A 17,952-nucleotide genomic window follows, 5' to 3' on the forward strand; every position below is an offset into this window, starting at 1 on the left:
ATAGCATGATGAAGGCAACAGCAAAGGCACATACGAATATTGCCTTAATCAAGTATTGGGGTAAAAGAAATGAAAAGCTTATCCTACCAACAAATAGCAGCTTATCTTTAACCTTAGATGGCTTTTATACAGAAACAACAGTTAATTTTAATGAAGAATTAACAGAGGATACTTTCTCATTAAATGGTACAACAATTACTGGTAATCAATATGATCGTGTTTCAAAATTTTTACAGCTAATTCGTGATCATGCAGGGATACCGAATGTATATGCAGATGTTCATTCGATTAATCATGTGCCGACAGCTGCGGGCTTTGCATCCTCTGCATCTGGTTTTGCAGCATTAGCAGGAGCGGCTACTAAAGCATTAAATCTAGATATTAGTGATGAGGAACTTTCGAAAATTACTCGTCAAGGCTCAGGTTCAGCTTGTCGCTCGATTTATGGTGGCTTTGCGGAATGGCAAATGGGTGAGAAGGAAGACGGTTCTGATTCCTTTGCTGTTCCTATCGTGCCACCTGATCATTGGGATGTGCGAATGGCAGCGGTTGTTTTATCCGATACAATGAAAGACATTTCTAGTCGTGTTGGCATGAAGCGTACGGTTGATACTTCTGTGTTTTACGAAGGCTGGTTATCGGCTGTTCCACATGATTTAGCAGAAATAAAACAAGGAATTATCGTTAAAGATTTTGAAAAAGTTGGAGCAATTGCTGAATCGAACTGCTTGAAAATGCATGCCACAACATTAGGAGCAGACCCGCCATTTACTTATTGGTTAGATAAGACAATGAGAGTAATGCAAAAAGTTCGTGAAATCCGCGCAATGGGTATTCCAGCATATTTTACAATTGATGCTGGACCAAATGTCAAAGTACTTTATTTACCAGAATATGAATCGAAAATAGAACAGATTCTACGTGAGATTCCTGGTGTATCCAATGTGACTTTGAGTAAACCTGGGCAAGGAATATCCTATTTGTAGGAGTTGAGGAATTTGAAACCACAAGGGCGATTCTGTATAAAGGTTCCTGGGAAATTAATGCTGGCTGGTGAGTTTGCTGTATTGGAACCTCATCAGCCTTTAGTTGTAACAGCAGTAAATCGTTTTATTTATGTAACTTGCGAGACTAGCGAAGAAGGCTCTTTAACTTTAGAAAGTTTTCAGTTAGACCAATTAAACTGGAGTTATGCGAATAAGCGTGTGACGGTGTTATCAGATGATAAGCGAATTCGTTTTGTACAAGAAGCAATGACAATAACATTGAATTATTTGCATGAGCAAAATATTAAAACCACTCCATTTTCTTTAGCGGTTCGTAGTGAGTTAGATGATCGTCCAGGAGTTAAATATGGTCTCGGCTCAAGTGCGGCTGTTGTTACAGGTGTAGTTACGGCTATTCTAACAAAATTCTTACCAGGGGAACCGGCGAAGGATGTTATTTTTAAATTAGCAGCAATTACCCATTTTAGCATACAGGGAAATGGCTCTTGCGCTGATATAGCGGCTTCAACATATGGTGGATTGGTGAATTATTATGCCTTTGACGGAAATTGGTTATATCATGAAATTATACAGCTTGATTCAGTGCAGTCACTTGTGAATAAGGAGTGGCCATGCTTACGGATAGAAACAATTGAAGTGCCAAAAACATTATTATTATGTGTTGGCTGGACAGGTTCGCCAGCTTCTACCTCTCATCTTGTAAAAAATGTAAAGAAGCTACAAACAGAAAATGAAACACAATATCAGAATTTCCTAAAGGAAAGTAAAATAGCTGTGGGGCTGTTTGCAAAAGGATTGAAAACAGAGGATATGTCTCTTGTGTTTCAAGGGATTAGGAAAAATCGTGCAGCTTTAGTTACATTAGGAAAGCATGCAAACACGGCGATTGAGACTCCATTATTAGAAGAACTCGGAGATCGTGCAGAACAATTAGATGGAGCAGGGAAATCTTCTGGGGCTGGTGGCGGAGACTGCGGGATTGCCTTTGTTTCGACGGAGAATGAAGCTGATAGATTGAAAGAGTTATGGCAAGAAGCAGGAATCTTCCCATTAGAAATGAATATTTATCCACTAGGGGCACATGTAATTTAACATATATTCACCGATTTGAGCGTTAAGACACTTGATAGGTCGTAGTTATTGCTACACTATCAAGTGTTTTTTATTATCTAAATAATCAAGTGAAATATTATTTACAGCAATATTTCATGGGTTTAACCTCTTTCTAATTCACACGCTCGAAGTTAGGCAAGTTACAATGTGGTAAATGTTTAACACTCTCCATCAAGAAAAGAGAGTCATAATTTTTATCTTTCTTCTATAAAAGGAGTATAGAGGTATAATATGGAAAGAAGATAGGTAAAGATACAATAAGGAGCTGGAACATGATGAAAAAGATTGTTCATAGAATTACGAATAATGTTTCCACGATGAAAGGTGCATGGTTGACTGTTATTGCTTGGGTCGTTATTGCTATTTTATTAACATTATTTTCACCCAACCCTAAGGATTATAAAGTATCTAGTCTCAGTACGTTACTCCCGGCAGATAAAGCTTCTGTGATTGCGGAGAAAAAAATAGAAGAGTATTTTGTAGATGTAGATGGTATACCAGCTATTCTTGTGTGGGAATCTGAGAATGGCGAAATAACAGCAGAAGAACTTGTACCGATTGTCACAGCAATTGAGGAAGCGAAAATTAAAGAAATCAAGGAAATAGTGCCACTAGCAAAATTACCGCCTGAAGCACTCGGCAATTTTCTATCTGAAGATAAGAAAGCTGGTTTTGTGCCGTTCACGCTAACGGCAGATTTAGATACAAAGGAAATTAAAGTAGTTTTAGAACATATTTACAATATTGCTGAAAAAGAATCCGATATTCCAATGTACATTACGGGTCCGGCCGGTATTGCTGTAGACACATCGAATTTATTTAGCCGAGCAGATTTTGTGCTTTTATTTTCTACAGTAGGAATTATTCTTGTTCTATTAATTTTCACCTATCGATCTCCATTATTAGCATTAATTCCATTGCTTGCAGCTGGATTTGTTTACCAGGTGGTTAATCAAACACTTGGTTTTATAGGCGTAGCTGGTATTGAATTAGCAAGTCAATCTTTATCGATTATGATGATTTTATTATTTGCGGTTATTATTGATTATTCTTTGTTTATTTTCTCTCGCTTTCAGGAAGAATTGAAGAAGCATGAGAATAAATACGAGGCGATGCGTCTAGCAATGCGTGAAATTGGTGTTCCTATTTTCTATTCAGGAACGACAATTTTATTAGCGATGCTCATTTTATTTTTCGCTCAATTTGGCGATTACCGGAATTTTGGTCCTATTTTCAGTGTGGCAGTATTAATTGTTATGATAGCTGCCATCACCTTAGTTCCTGCTTTATTTACGATTTTCGGACGTACTTCCTTCTGGCCAAAAATTCCTCGTGTTGGTGATGAGCATATGAAGGCAAGTTCATTTTGGAGTAAGGTTGGCTCTTTGGTTGTTAGGAAGCCAGTAGGTTCTGTTATTATTGTGCTTGGGTTTTTATTGTTATCAGCATTTAATTTATTAAATATAAATAATGAATTTGATACGATGAAGTCTTTTCCAGAAGATATGCCTTCCCGTTTAGGTTATGAAGTTCTTGAGGAACGCTTTGATAAAGGAGACTTAGCTCCAACATCTGTGCTATGGGAGTCTGATAAGGCTATTTCCGAAGAAGACCGTCAGATCATCATGCAACAACTTCAAGAACAAGATTTAGTAAGTACAGTAAGTATTAATAATATATCGGAAGATGAGCAAGCTATATTGTATCGTTTAACCTTTGCAGAGGGTCCATATGATGTAGTCACAATAGATGCACTGCAATCCATCAGAGAAAAATCTAATGACATCATTAGTGATGCAGAATTAAAAGGTGAACTTCATTTTGCAGGAGAAACAGCTTATACATTGGATCAACGTTCTGTAAGTAATCGAGATTTAATCCTTATTGTAGTTTTAGAAACAATATTAATTTTTAGTATGCTTATCTTTTTAACAAGGTCATTCCGAATTACTTTGTTTATGATGGGGACAATTTTATTCTCCTTTGGAGCTGCTTTAGGTTTAGGAATATTTTTGGTAAATATACTATTTGATATTGATACGATTAGCAATAGGGTACCTGTGTATGCCTTTGTCTTCCTTGTGGCTTTAGGGATTGATTATAATATATTTCTTGTATCACGTTATTTAGAGGAAAGAAGGCTTCATTCTGTTAAAGAAGCAGTACAGATTGCTGTTGCTCATACTGGAGGAGTAATTTCATCTGCTGGAATTGTTCTTGCCGCTACCTTTGCTGTATTGATGACACAGCCAGTCGAAGTACTTTTTGTATTTGGATTTATTGTTGCTTTAGGAATATTAATGGATACTTTCTTGATTCGAGGGATATTAATGCCAGGGTTATTGGTTCTTTTTGAAAAGGAGAACGAAAAGCGCAGAGCGTCCGGTTAAAAACGTAGAGATTGGAGTGGCGCAACCGAGATAAAGGAAACACGGTGAGGTAACGAACCGATGTTGACTTATTGTAGGGCGTGACGCGAAATCTCTACGTTTTTGGCGCTCGAAGCTAGACAGCGCTAGCTCTGAATGAGAATAAATTTTTGCAAACTTTTATACTTTCTTATCCCATAGAAAATAAATCTGTTTTCTTGTCATTTCCCAGGAAATGATTGTATATATATGCAATGTTTTGTCGAGTTGAGTCAGCGACCCTTTATTAGGTAAAATAAGAGATATAGAGGGGAGGCTTTTATGATGAAAAAAATTTCAATTATTGGAGTGCCGATGGATTTAGGCCAAAGTCGCCGTGGAGTAGATATGGGTCCTAGTGCGATTCGCTATGCGGGATTGGTTGAAAGGTTAGAAAATTTAAATTATCAAATTGCCGATTTAGGAGATATTGCAATTTCTCGACCTGATTCTAAGGAAGAACAAAACAAGAAATTACGTAATTTAAATCAAGTAGCAGAAGCAAGTGAATTATTAGCGAAGATGGTGGATCAGGAAAAAGAGAAAGGCCATTTTCCACTTGTGTTAGGTGGAGACCATAGTATCGCGATAGGTACACTTGCTGGTGTTGCAAAGCATTATGATAATTTAGGTGTTATTTGGTATGATGCGCATGGTGATTTAAATACAGATACAACATCACCAACTGGAAATATTCATGGGATGCCTTTAGCAGCAAATTTAGGTCTTGGTGATAAACATCTGACTAATGTATTAGGATATGCTCCAAAAATTAAGCCGGAAAACGTTGTTATTATTGGTGCACGTGCTCTAGACGAACCAGAAAAAGAGTTGATTGAAGAGATCGGAGTTCGTGTATATACGATGCATGAAATTGATCGTATGGGAATGCCAAAAGTGATGGAGGAAGCTATCGAATTTTTGAAGGGACGTGTGGACGGTGTTCATCTAAGTCTTGATTTAGATGGATTAGATCCTTCAGAAGCTCCAGGTGTTGGGACTCCTGTGTTAGGTGGAATGACTTATCGTGAAAGCCATTTGGCGATGGAAATGCTTGCAGAAGCAAACTTCCTCGTTTCAGCGGAGTTTGTAGAGGTTAACCCTATTTTAGATAATCGCAATAAAACTGCTACATTAGCTGTAGCATTAGTAGGCTCTTTATTTGGTGAAAAATTAAAATAAATAATTAATATTTTATGCCAGCTGCTGGGTAAGGAGCTGGTTTATTACTTTTCCAAGAAAAACATAAGTCCCTAATCTTATTACCTTTTGATAAGTAAAAAATAAGGGACATTTGCTTTATTTGGAAAGCTATTTATAAATCTTTTGTTTTAAGAATTGATGTTACATTGTTTTGATTTATCTTCATTTTTTATAATATGCTGATACTCATTAATCAAACCATCAAGTCGTTTACTTGTTTGGAGGACAATTTCCGAGGACATTCCGTGTAAATCACTCAAAATCAACATTTCTTCCCGAACTTGTTCAATTTTTTTCAGTATGGATTTACGCATTGGTACCCCTCCTTTGAGAATATACTATGGAATTACCCAGCTAATTGCAACTATAAACAATAGTTTTTTATATTATTTATGATTCAGAAATATTTTAAACATAAAAATCAAAATAAGAAACTACATTTTTAAATTAATATATTTCAACTGTAGTATTTCAGACGAAGTTGAGAATAGAATATGTTATAATATAGGATGATATAATTTAAAACGGACAGGGGAAGTAAGGATGTGTGAACATGCTTGATGGGGATTTAAATATTTTAAATATTATTCGAATAGTTGTCGATGTTACTCTCGTCTGGTATGTTTTATATAAATTGATCATGTTGATCAGGGGAACGAAAGCAATTCAATTATTAAAAGGAATTGTTATTGTTCTAGGGGTAAGGATGGCTAGTGTCATTCTTGATTTACAAACCCTCCAATATATTACAAACCAAGCGATCCTATGGGGATTCCTAGCAATCATCATTTTGTTCCAACCTGAATTACGACGTGCGCTAGAACAACTAGGTCGGGGAAGTATTTTTTCTAGAAGTCATAAATCCGTAGAAGAAATGTTAGAAAACACGATAGATGCTATTGTGGCTTCATGTAATTATATGGCCAAGCGTCGTATCGGTGCGATTATTACGATTGAACGTGAAACAGGAATAGATGATTATGCAGAGACAGGAATACCAATTAATGGTCAACTGACTCAGCAATTATTAACAAATATTTTTACACCAAACACACCTTTGCATGATGGAGCGGTAATTGTGAAAAACGATCAGATAGTTGCTGCGGCTTGCTATCTTCCATTATCAGAAAGCCCATTTATTTCTAAAGAATTAGGAACTAGACACCGGGCAGCAGTTGGGATTAGTGAAGTAACAGATGCATTAACAATAACTGTTTCTGAAGAGACAGGAAATATTTCTTGTACAAAAAATGGTGAGCTACGTAGAGAGTTAAATTTAGAACAGCTACGTGAATATTTAGTAACGAATTTATCAATAAGTGCGAAGACCCCTGAGAAAAAAATGTGGAATTGGAGGGGTAAAAATGATGGATAAATGGTTTAATAGTAAATGGTTTGTGCGTGCTGTATCTTTAGCTTTTGCAATACTTATCTATGTATTTGTAAATATTGAAGTAACAACATCACAATCACAATCTGAATCCCGAATTCCATCTGCTTCTGAGGAAACACAAACTCTAAATGATATCCCGCTTGATATTCGTATTGATAGTGAAAAATATGTAGTTAGTGGTGTGCCAGAGTATGTTACAGTTTCTTTAGAAGGACCAACCGCAATACTTACTTCTACAGTAATGCAGCGGAACTTTGATGTCTTTGTAGATTTAACTGACTTAGGTGAAGGAACACATACAGTAAACATAGAGCATTCGAGAATTTCTGAAGATATTAACGTGTATATTGATCCAAAAACAATTGTTATTCGAATAGAAGAAAGAGCCATGGAAGAGTTTCCAGTGACAGTTGACTTTATTAATCAAGACCAATTGCCAACAGGCTATGAATTGGGCGAAGTAACAATTGAACCTGAAACAGTACAAATTATTAGTTCAAGAAGTGTAGTGGATCAAGTGGCAATGGTTAAAGCGTATATTGATGTATCTGGATTAAGAGAATCTGTAACGAATAGAGAAGTGCCAGTAAATGTATATGATAGCCAAGGAAATGGTTTAAATGTACGAATTGAGCCGACTTCAGTAGTTGTTTCGGTAGATATTCAACAAAATAGCAAGACAGTGCCGATTGAAGTAAATACAACAGGTGAATTACCTGAAGGATTTGAACTAATTTCTGCAGAGGCTAGTGCAAATGAGGTAGAAGTATTTGGTTCAAGAGCAGCTTTAGCAGAAATTGAACAGATTAATACAGAGGAAATTGATTTATCAGAGCTGAATGAATCTGGTGAAATAGAGGTAAAACTAGATTTACCAGAGAATACTGTGGTAAATGAAGAGAATATTGCCATCGATGTTGAATTAGCAAAGCCTAAACTATTTGAAGACATGGCAATTAGTGTAAAGAAAACGGATGATCAGTCATTCGAATTCTTGGAACCTACAAATGAGAGAATTACTATTCGTGCAGTTGGAAGCGATAAGGTGATTGATGACTTATCAGCTGATCAAATTAAAGTATCTGTAAATATTGAAGGATTAGTAGCAGGAGACCATCAGTTAGCAGTTGATATTGAGGGTCCAGATGATATGGAATATACATCAGAAGATGGAAAAGTAAGGGTAAGAGTGCAGTAAGTTTAAGAATAACAGGAATTTTTCTTACGTTCATCTTAGCCGCTGATTAAAAAGGAGAGGTATAAATGGGCAAATATTTTGGAACCGACGGAATAAGAGGAGTTGCCAATGAAGGGCTTACTCCAGAATTAGCTTTTAAGCTAGGCCGTGTTGGTGGATATGCCTTAACAAAGGAAGTTGAAAAGCCAAAAGTATTAATTGGCAGAGACACGAGAATTTCTGGTCATATGTTAGAAGGAGCGTTAATCGCTGGATTATTGTCTATTGGTGCAGAAGTAATGCGACTAGGGGTTATTTCAACCCCTGGTGTCGCTTATTTAACGAAAGCAAATAGTGCGAGTTTGGGAATAATGATTTCAGCATCCCATAATCCAGTAGGCGATAATGGAATTAAATTTTTCGGACCAGACGGCTTTAAGCTTTCTGATGAACAGGAATTGGAAATTGAAGCGCTATTAGACAGTGAAGAAGACAATCTTCCACGTCCTACAGGAGAAGATGTAGGTGTTGCTAATGATTATTTTGAGGGTGCGCAGAAATATCTCTCTTATTTAAAAGACACGGCACCTAATGACTTTGAAGGGTTACATATTGCATTAGATTGTGCACATGGTGCAACTTCTGGTATTGCAACGCATTTGTTTGCAGATTTAGAAGCAGATATCTCAGCAATTGGTTCATCACCAAATGGATTAAATATCAATGATGGTGTTGGTTCCACGCATCCGGAGAAGCTACAAGAATTTGTTGTAGAAAAGAAGGCAGATATTGGACTAGCATTTGATGGTGATGGGGATCGTTTGATTGCTGTAGATGAAAAAGGAAATATTGTTGATGGCGATCAAATCATGTTTATTTGCGCAAAATACATGAATGAAAAAGGCTTTTTACACAAGCATTCTGTTGTTTCTACAGTGATGAGTAATTTGGGATTTTATAAGGCCTTAGAAGAAGCTGGAATAAAGAGTGAGAAAACAGCTGTTGGTGATCGTTATGTAATGGAAGAAATGCGCAATGGCGGTTTCAACTTAGGTGGAGAACAGTCGGGGCATATTATTTTTCTTGACTTCAGCACATGTGGAGATGGAATGTTAACTGCGATTCAGCTAGTTAATGTGATGAAAGTTACAGGTAAGCCTTTATCAGAATTAGCTAGTGAGATGACAGTATATCCGCAGGTATTAAAAAATGTCCGTGTAACAGATAAAGAAAGAGCATTGAATGATCCAACTATCCAAGCTAAAATTGCGGAAACGGAAGCGGAATTAGGAGATTCAGGCCGTATTCTTGTACGACCATCTGGAACAGAGCCATTAGTCAGAGTAATGGTTGAGGCTCCATCGCCAGAGGCGTGTGAAGACCATGCAGCCCAAATTGCTCAAGTAATTGATGATCTTCTAGGTATAAAAGAATAAAGAACGAAAAATGAAAGTTACGCCCTTACAGGCTAAGAACGCGACGTCACGGGCACAACGTCCTGCACTAGCACGTCCTGTGCGTCGTAAAAACGTAGAGATTGCGCCCACGTTCTTTGGGGGCTTCGACGTTAGTCGAACTTCCTTTACCCTCGAGATAAAGGAAACATGCCCCCTTTAGGGGTATCCAAGTTGGGGTGTGACGTGAAATATCTTAGTTTTTGGCACTTGGAGCTAGACATGACTAACTCTGAATAAACATTAATTTGCGTAAATTTTATATGCTTTCTTACTTAATGATAAAAGCTCCTATTTTTGGATAGGAGCTTTTATGATGGATAAAATAATAAAAGTTATTTAATTTTTTCGATCTTCTATATATGCAAAAATATTTGTAATCAACTGTCTCATATCATATTGCAACGTTGTTTTTTCTGCAATGGTCCGAAGTGTTTTGGTAGTTGATTCGATTAAAATAAACCGTGGTTTCTCTGTACTTAGCTCCGTGATCAGGAATGAAAGTATTTCATTTCGCTGTTCTTGTAATTCATTCTTTGGTTTATTTATGAGCTGTTGTATCTGAGAGATGATTTCTTCTTTTGTAGGGACAGTTTTCACATGAGCTTTTGCGAAAGCGCATGTTGGTAGAAAATGATCCTTTTCTTTAATCATATCGGCAAATAATGTATCCATTCTTCTTAGGGCAAAGGAGATAAGCTTGGGGAAATCAACTTTCTCTGTAGAAATTGCTTTACTCAAACGAGCCATATTTTGAATAATACTATAAAATATTATAGCTCCATCATTGGCATAATCTTCTGCTTCTTTCCCATAAATATCAATGAAACGCTCACGTAACCAAGTTAAATACACAAGAAAACGACGTTCTACATATTCTTTTAGCTCAACTTCTTCTGAATGAAAAATAGCCTCAAATATAGACAATAGATTAAATTCACGACTAATCTCAATTCGTAGGAGTATTTGCTTAGCAAAAATCTCCTTATTCTGTTTGTCCTTTCCAATCAGTAGTTCTTTTCTACGCCAGGTTTCTTCTTGATCAGCATATTCAAGAAGGGCTTTTGAAAATTCATTTTTAGAAGAAAAATAATTATAAAATGTACCTTTAGAAATATTTGATGCTTCAATAATATCTTGTATAGAAGTTGCTGCATATCCCTTTTTTTGGAATAAATTTAGCGCTGCAATAATAACTTGTTGTTTACGATTCTGCATTTTCATCTTCCTTTTGGACTATAGGTATAAAGGTATTTTACATTTAAAATATTGTAATATCAATATTTTTTGCAATTTAGAATTAAGCTATTGATTTATTTGTACTAGAGGTATAAAATTTGTTAAGGAGTTTAAAATTTTAGGAACGATTTGTTTGAAAGAGGGATGATGGATGGACATCAAAGAATTACAAAAGAATCCCCCATATGGAATGGTTTTCATTCTTTTTATTGGGGGATTTATTACTTTATTAAATAACACACTATTGAATATTGCATTGCCAACAATTATGGAAGAGTTTGATGTAAAGCCATCTATAGTTCAGTGGTTAACTACAGGATATATGTTGATTAATGGAATCTTAATACCGGCAAGTGCTTTTTTTGTCCAAAAATTTACGAATAGAAGTTTATTTATTATTGCAATGACGTTATTCACGTTAGGAACTGCATTAGCTATTTTTGCACCTACATTTTGGTTAATTGTATTAGCACGTATGATTCAAGCTAGTGGATCTGCAATGATTATGCCATTATTAATGAACATTATGCTAACGGTTTTCCCAGTGGAAAAACGAGGAACAGCAATGGGATTCTTCGGTCTAGTAATGTTCACAGCACCGGCAATTGGTCCAACATTATCTGGTTGGATTATTGAGCATTATTCATGGCAAACATTATTTATGATTATTTTACCGTTTTCTATTGCCATCTTAGTGTTTGCTATTTTTAAATTGAAAAATGTAACGCCAAACCGTGCTATCTCTTTAGATATTATTTCACTTATTCTATCTAGTATTGGATTTGGTGGAATGCTATATGGATTTAGTATGGCAGGTGAGCATGGCTGGACCAAGTTCTTTGTGTACGGGCCAATTATAATTGGAGCAATTTCCTTAACTGTGTTTATTCTTCGTCAGTTGAAAATGGATGAACCAATGCTGGATTTTCGCATTTATAAACACCCGATGTTTGCTCTTTCATCTGTTATATCCATTGTATTGTCCATGGCGATGTTTTCAGGGATGATTTTAACCCCGCTCTATGTACAAACAGTTCGTGAAATCTCACCTTTTCACTCGGGGATTTTAATGTTGCCTGGTGCAGTAATAATGGGGCTTATGTCGCCAATAACGGGAAGATTATTTGATAAATTTGGAGCAAGAGGATTAGCAGTTACCGGATTAGCCATTACACTTACTGCTACTTATTTATTAAGTAATTTAACATTTGAATCAGGGTATTATTATTTAATGATGATTTATACAATCCGAATGCTTGGAATGGCTCTAGTTATGATGCCAGTAATGACAAATGGATTAAATCAATTACCAATGATGTCTAACCCACACGGTACAGCAATGAATAACACATTGCAGCAGATTTCAGGTGCAATTGGTTCTGCTTTATTATTAACCATCATGACCAAAAAGTCTGAGCAAGTAGGGGAAACTTTATTTGCAGAAGCGCAAGCGGCAGGAGAAGTACCTACTGATGCAACAGAATTAATGGTGTTCAATATGGATATAGGCAAAACCGCAATGTTAGATGGAATTAATTTTTCATTTTTTATCGCTACACTTATCACAGCTGTCGCGTTAATCCTTGCATTCTTTATTAAACGGGTTAAACCACCAGAAATCCCGATCCAACCTTTTGCAGATGAAAAGGAAACAGAAAAAGAATAAATCAAAAGCTGGCATGATTAAGTTCATGCCAGCTTTTGATTTACTCAGGCTGATAGATTGCTCCCATAAATAAAATAGCGTTCGTATCATCTGTAATCATTAGATAAAACGGTCGGTTAACTTCCATATAAAAAGGTCCATCTATTGGCATAGATGTTGTTTTTATTTCAGCTGAAGTTGCTCCAGCGGCTTCTGTACCTTTTTCATGGATATCTATAAATGTTTTCTGTTTGACTTGGCTTAACCAAAGCTCCTTATCTTCTTGTACCATGTTTGAGAAATTAGCTTGATTCGGGTCAAAAGCAGTAGTGATGCCTAATTCCTGTAATAGATCATTTAAAGTGATTTCATATTCTAAAGTGAATTTTGGTAAGAATAATGTACCTTCCTTTGATTCGAATTCTGTATCCCATGTTTCCCAGTTTTCTATTGTTAATTGTTCAGAAAATGTATCTAATCCCACCTCTTCTTTAGGGAGAAATATATTCATATTCATTTCCCCGTCACCATAAGGGATTTTTATTGCTTGAAAAAGGTCGTTCTCTAAATAAGGAAATTCCTTCGTCATTGTCATGAATGGAAGTTCCACTTCTTGATCCTCGTCTCCATAGAATGGATGTTCTGTTGTTAATGCTTCATCGAAGGAATCTGTCCAAGCTCCGTTGAAATAAATAGTGTTGATTAAATAAGCGACCGTATCTTGGTCCAATGGTCCATCGATGATTTCTGATATTTTATCATTTGTTGCATTAGCTACCCAATCATTAATTAGATCAGGAGTTTTCGCATCTAATACATCAATTTCCTCAAGTTCTGCCTGATAATAGCTTTCTATTTGTTCAGCGAATGCCTCTGTAAAATGAAAATCTTTATTTAACCAGATAGAGTTTGCGATATTTAGCTCTATTTCCTCTGATGCTTTTGTAAGCAAGTTCATTAGAGAAGCGTTTGCCTTATTTAATTCCTCTATCTGCATTTGTTTTTCTGTTAATAGATTTGCAATTTCTTCTTTCGTATCCCCATCTGCTCCGTTATAGAGCATAGATAAAGCAATCATTAAGCTTGTAGGAGAAATGAAAACATTATCCTGCTCCTTAGCTGTCAAATTATGGATCATTTGAAATCCGAGATTATTATTTGCGGAGATAAGTTTCATATAATCAGCCTTTTCAGCGTTTTGCTGTGTATTTTTATCTTCACCTGTGTTATTTTCTGTTGTTCCACAGGCTGTTGTAAAGGTCATAAGGATAATAAAAAGGATTCCTATTTTTTTCATCATATTTGCCTCCTTACATAATTAGTCTAATTTCTTTTAAATAGGTTACACTTTTCTCTGCTTATTAAACCTATAGATATAAGAAAACCCAACTGGATATCCAGTTGGGCATATTTTTATTTCACAATAAGAGCAGGGCAGTTCACACGTTTCATTACTTTATGACTGACACTACCAAGCACCATTTCCTGCAAGCTATTTAACCCTCTGCTTCCAATAACGACCAAATCCACAGCATTTTCATTCGCATATTTCACAATTTCAGGACCTGGTGTACCGTGTAAAATAGTTACTTTATAATTGATATTTGCATCAATGATAAGCTTTTCAACATTATAAATTTTCCTACGACGTTCGAGATGTAGTGCTTCATTGGAAGTAGTATGTAATATCTCAGATTTAACCTTTTGATAATCAGCAACATATACAATGTCTATGAGAGCTTCCTCATTATTTGAGGCAATTTTTATCGCCTCTTTTGCTGCTCGAACAGCATTTTCTGAGCCTTCAGCTGCTAATAAAATATGATTATACATATTATCTCTCTCCCATCTAATTTGATGATGAAATACCTTCTAAGTGTTTCATGATTTTTTGACTAGAAGCATCCAATCCAGTAATATCTACATCAATGCCTTTTTCCCGTAGTAAATCCAATACTTTATATAAAGCTCCTACACCAGAATCATCCCAAATGCGACTATTAGAAAAATCAATGCTAATTTCAGAATTGCTAAATTCATTATTTTTAAAGTAATTAATAAAACTTTCTGTAGATGCAAAGAATAGCTGACCTTCTATTTTATAGGTATTCCCATGAGGGTATATCTTTAATGTGGAAATTTTCATCACAAAGAAAATAGCACTTAAAACAACACCGGCAATAACCCCTTTGGATAAATCATGTGTATAGACAACAATAATGACTGTTGTCAGCATGACGATAGCGTCTGTTCGAGGAGCCCTTATTAAATATTTGAAAGAGCCCCAATCAAATGTACCGATACTAACCATAATCATAATTCCTACTAATACAGGCATTGGAATTTTGACAACCAAATCTCCGAGCACAATGATTAAAAACATAAGAAATGCCCCTGCGACTAAGGTGGATAGCCGTCCACGACCTCCGGATTTAACATTAATAACAGATTGACCAATCATTGCACAACCAGCCATTCCCCCAAAAAATCCATTTACAAAGTTAGCGATTCCTTGCCCTCTTGCTTCTTTGTTTTTATCACTTTCTGTTGCTGTCATATCATCTACAATTTGTGCTGTTAATAGAGATTCTAATAATCCAACAATAGATAATGCTAAGGCATAAGGAAAAATAATTTGTAATGTTTCAAATGTAAAAGGTACATTTGGAATCAAAAATGCTGGAAGTGATTTAGAAATTTCCCCTAGATCGCCAATGGTTCTTAATTCCACTCCGCTATAGATAGCAATAATACTTAAGGCAACAATAGCGATAAGTGGTGCTGGAATTACTTTAATAAATCTTGGTAATGTATAGACTAAAATTAAAGTGACACCGACGAAAACATAGGTCATTGTAGAAATTCCAAGAAAATGTGGAACCTGTGCTAAAAAGATTAAAATAGCTAATGAGTTTACAAAACCGATCATTACAGCCTTAGGAATAAACTTCATTAGCTTAGCCACTTTACATACACCGAAAATAATTTGAATGATTCCTGTTAAGATAGTAGCGGCTAGTAAATATTCAAGTCCATGCTCTTTTACTAATGGGAGCATTAATAGGGCCATAGCACCTGTTGCAGCTGAAATCATTCCTGGTCGTCCACCAACAAATGCTATAATTACAGCAATACAAAATGATGCATATAATCCAACCATTGGATCAACACCTGCAATAATAGAAAAAGCTATTGCCTCAGGTATAAGAGCAAGGGCAACAACAATTCCAGATAGGATGTCACCTCGAATATTGCCAAACCATTGTTGTTTTAAAGTTTGCATGATAATCTCCTTCAATGTTAAGATTCTATGCATATTATTATAACACCGCGTTTCCCATAAAGGAACCTTTTTGGGAAAATGGAAAGGAAGCGTTTTGGTGATTTATGGTTATGCAAGACCTTTATATGATGATAAAACATGTGAAAGACAGATAGAATTATTGTCTAATCGGTGCGATACGATTTACGATGAAGCACATGGAAAGCCTAAAAAACGAATGAAGCTAGAAGAATTACTGATGGCCTTAAAACCAGGAGATACCATTGTGGTTGAAAGGATGTTTGTTTTAGCGGATACCATTCGACATCTTGATGAAATTGTAAGCGTATGTGAGAGGGATGAGGTATCCATTCATTTTCTTCAGGAGGATATTTATAGTGATAAAGTATTCTCTAGATCCTTACAAGATATGTTGAAACACTTTATTCAACTGCAAACAGATCTTGCTAAGCAATCAGCAGAAAATGGCATTATAGATGCTAAAGGAAGAGGAAAAGCGATTGGTAGACCAAAGAAACCAGATGTGAATATTCAAAAGGCAGTTTCCATGTATCATTCAGGTGATTACACATTACATGATATTAAAAGTGAGACAAATATCAGCAAATCTACGCTATACCGATATTTGGAAATGCTTGAAGATTAGAAAGCTTAGATGATTCTTATGAAAAATTTATCGTGTTTCCGACAGAAGACTCCCACTTCAAAGAACGAGAAGGGCAATAGCCCAGTGAGTAAGTAGGAGATGAATGTTGGTAAAACACGTGCTTTTGTGATAAAATAGGAACATACATTCCTAATCTGTGAGGTGAGGTCATGTTCGTTCACAAGGCATACAAATTCCGTATCTATCCAACCAAAGAACAGGAAATTCTACTTGCTAAAACAATCGGATGCAGTCGTTTCGTATTTAATCACTTTTTAAGGCAATGGAACGAAACCTACAAAGAAACAGGCAAAGGATTAACGTATCATGCTTGTTCATCCGAATTAACCAAATTGAAAAAAGAATTGGTATGGCTGAAAGAAGTGGATAGTATTGCCCTTCAATCCTCCCTTAAAAATCTTGCTGATTCCTATACAAGATTCTTCAGGAAGCAAAATAAAGCACCACGCTTCAAGTCTAAAAAGAATGACGTACAATCCTACACAACGAAAGAAACAAATCATAACATTGCTATGGTAAACAATCGAATCAAGTTACCGAAACTTGGTCTTGTTCGCTTTGCCAAAAGCCGTGATGTAGAAGGTCGAATCCTAAATGCGACAATTAGACGTAATCCTAGTGGCAAATACTTTGTGTCCATTCTAGCTGAAACAGAAGTGCAGCCATTGGAGAAAACAGATGCATCTATCGGTATAGACTTAGGCATCACGGACTTTGCTATTTTTTCTGATGGTCGTAAGATGGACAATCATAAGTTCACCTCAAAAATGGAAAAGAAACTAAAACGTGAACAGCGAAAGCTTTCAAGACGTGCATTACAGGCGAAGAAAAATGGCATGAACCTGCTTGATGCAAAAAACTATCAGAAACAAAAACGTAAAGTTGCTAGATTACACGAAAGAGTAATGAACCAACGTGACGATTTCCTTAACAAGTTAAGTACAGACATCATCAAAAACCACGATATTATCTGTATCGAAGACTTGAATACCAAAGGAATGTTACGTAATCACAAGTTAGCAAAATCAATCTCTGATGTATCATGGTCTGCTTTTGTATCGAAATTAGAATACAAAGCTAAATGGTACGGGAAAACCATCGTAAAAATAAGCAGATGGTTTCCGTCTAGTCAAATATGTTTCGCTTGTGGACATCAAGCTAACAAGAAAACACTTGACATGAGAAAATGGACTTGTCCTGTTTGTCATGCACAACACGATAGAGATATCAATGCGAGTAAAAATATCTTAGCGGAAGGTTTAAGCATCTTAAACTCCGCTTAAATGAAAGATAGAACCGTAGGAATTACGGGGATAGCTTGGTTCATAAGAGAAACCGCTGTTGGCAAAGAAATAGGTCAACA

At 36.0% G+C, this 17,952-nt stretch carries 15 protein-coding genes; 10 read left to right on the forward strand and 5 right to left on the reverse strand.

Annotated elements, in window-relative coordinates; translation table 11 throughout:
* The first annotated feature begins 8 nt into the window (after positions 1 to 8).
* The 4 genes from mvaD to rocF all read left to right on the forward strand — a co-directional run bounded on the left by mvaD (position 9) and on the right by rocF (position 5,710).
* Positions 9 to 986, forward strand: coding sequence for a diphosphomevalonate decarboxylase (gene mvaD, locus AB4Y30_RS01730; protein ID WP_368653796.1), 978 nt, complete (start codon positions 9 to 11; stop codon positions 984 to 986).
* 12 nt (positions 987 to 998) lie between these two features.
* Positions 999 to 2,099, forward strand: a complete 1,101-nt coding sequence (locus AB4Y30_RS01735) for a phosphomevalonate kinase (RefSeq protein WP_368653797.1) — start codon at positions 999 to 1,001, stop codon at positions 2,097 to 2,099.
* 296 nt (positions 2,100 to 2,395) lie between these two features.
* A complete protein-coding gene (locus AB4Y30_RS01740) occupies positions 2,396 to 4,510 on the forward strand; it encodes an MMPL family transporter (protein ID WP_368653798.1) in 2,115 nt (704 codons plus the stop codon).
* Positions 4,511 to 4,813: 303 nt separating this feature from the next.
* Positions 4,814 to 5,710, forward strand: coding sequence for an arginase (gene rocF / locus AB4Y30_RS01745; protein ID WP_368653799.1), 897 nt, complete (start codon positions 4,814 to 4,816; stop codon positions 5,708 to 5,710).
* A 149-nt stretch (positions 5,711 to 5,859) separates the two neighbouring features.
* Here rocF and AB4Y30_RS01750 read toward each other — a convergent pair whose 3' ends face one another.
* Complete coding sequence (locus tag AB4Y30_RS01750) at positions 5,860 to 6,045, reverse strand: Spo0E family sporulation regulatory protein-aspartic acid phosphatase (RefSeq protein WP_368653800.1); 186 nt, start codon at positions 6,043 to 6,045, stop codon at positions 5,860 to 5,862.
* 239 nt (positions 6,046 to 6,284) lie between these two features.
* Between AB4Y30_RS01750 and cdaA the strand changes: the two genes are divergently transcribed.
* The 3 genes from cdaA to glmM all read left to right on the forward strand — a co-directional run bounded on the left by cdaA (position 6,285) and on the right by glmM (position 9,737).
* On the forward strand, positions 6,285 to 7,106 hold the full coding sequence (cdaA, locus tag AB4Y30_RS01755; RefSeq protein ID WP_368653801.1) for a diadenylate cyclase CdaA: 822 nt from the start codon (positions 6,285 to 6,287) through the stop codon (positions 7,104 to 7,106).
* Complete coding sequence (locus AB4Y30_RS01760) at positions 7,096 to 8,322, forward strand: YbbR-like domain-containing protein (protein WP_368653802.1); 1,227 nt, start codon at positions 7,096 to 7,098, stop codon at positions 8,320 to 8,322. Before cdaA ends, AB4Y30_RS01760 begins: the two co-directional genes overlap by 11 nt.
* Before the next feature lie 65 nt (positions 8,323 to 8,387).
* Complete coding sequence (gene glmM, locus AB4Y30_RS01765) at positions 8,388 to 9,737, forward strand: phosphoglucosamine mutase (protein WP_368653803.1); 1,350 nt, start codon at positions 8,388 to 8,390, stop codon at positions 9,735 to 9,737.
* A 357-nt stretch (positions 9,738 to 10,094) separates the two neighbouring features.
* Here the strand turns inward: glmM and AB4Y30_RS01770 are convergent, their stop codons facing one another.
* A complete protein-coding gene (locus AB4Y30_RS01770) occupies positions 10,095 to 10,973 on the reverse strand; it encodes a TetR/AcrR family transcriptional regulator (protein ID WP_368653804.1) in 879 nt (292 codons plus the stop codon).
* 172 nt (positions 10,974 to 11,145) lie between these two features.
* On the opposite strand from AB4Y30_RS01770, the gene AB4Y30_RS01775 reads away from it, so the two are divergent.
* Positions 11,146 to 12,660, forward strand: coding sequence for a DHA2 family efflux MFS transporter permease subunit (locus tag AB4Y30_RS01775; protein ID WP_368653805.1), 1,515 nt, complete (start codon positions 11,146 to 11,148; stop codon positions 12,658 to 12,660).
* A 40-nt stretch (positions 12,661 to 12,700) separates the two neighbouring features.
* Here the strand turns inward: AB4Y30_RS01775 and AB4Y30_RS01780 are convergent, their stop codons facing one another.
* From AB4Y30_RS01780 to AB4Y30_RS01790, 3 genes are all read right to left on the reverse strand, one after another.
* Positions 12,701 to 13,936: a serpin family protein gene (locus AB4Y30_RS01780; protein ID WP_368653806.1), complete on the reverse strand. Its 1,236-nt coding sequence runs from the start codon at positions 13,934 to 13,936 to the stop codon at positions 12,701 to 12,703.
* Between the two features lie 116 nt (positions 13,937 to 14,052).
* Positions 14,053 to 14,472, reverse strand: coding sequence for a universal stress protein (locus AB4Y30_RS01785; RefSeq protein WP_368653807.1), 420 nt, complete (start codon positions 14,470 to 14,472; stop codon positions 14,053 to 14,055).
* 16 nt (positions 14,473 to 14,488) lie between these two features.
* A complete protein-coding gene (locus tag AB4Y30_RS01790; protein ID WP_368655147.1) occupies positions 14,489 to 15,925 on the reverse strand; it encodes a SulP family inorganic anion transporter in 1,437 nt (478 codons plus the stop codon).
* A 94-nt stretch (positions 15,926 to 16,019) separates the two neighbouring features.
* Here AB4Y30_RS01790 and AB4Y30_RS01795 point away from each other — a divergent pair, with 94 nt between their 5' ends.
* Together AB4Y30_RS01795 and tnpB are read left to right on the forward strand one after the other, a co-directional pair.
* Entirely contained in the window at positions 16,020 to 16,568 is a 549-nt protein-coding gene (locus AB4Y30_RS01795) for a recombinase family protein (protein ID WP_368653808.1), read from the forward strand.
* Positions 16,569 to 16,738: 170 nt separating this feature from the next.
* Entirely contained in the window at positions 16,739 to 17,872 is a 1,134-nt protein-coding gene (gene tnpB, locus AB4Y30_RS01800; RefSeq protein WP_368653809.1) for an IS200/IS605 family element RNA-guided endonuclease TnpB, read from the forward strand.
* Positions 17,873 to 17,952 lie beyond the last annotated feature (80 nt).

The organism is Ornithinibacillus sp. 4-3, assembly GCF_040958695.1.
In the GTDB taxonomy this organism is placed as follows: Bacteria; Bacillota; Bacilli; order Bacillales; family Amphibacillaceae; genus CALAMD01.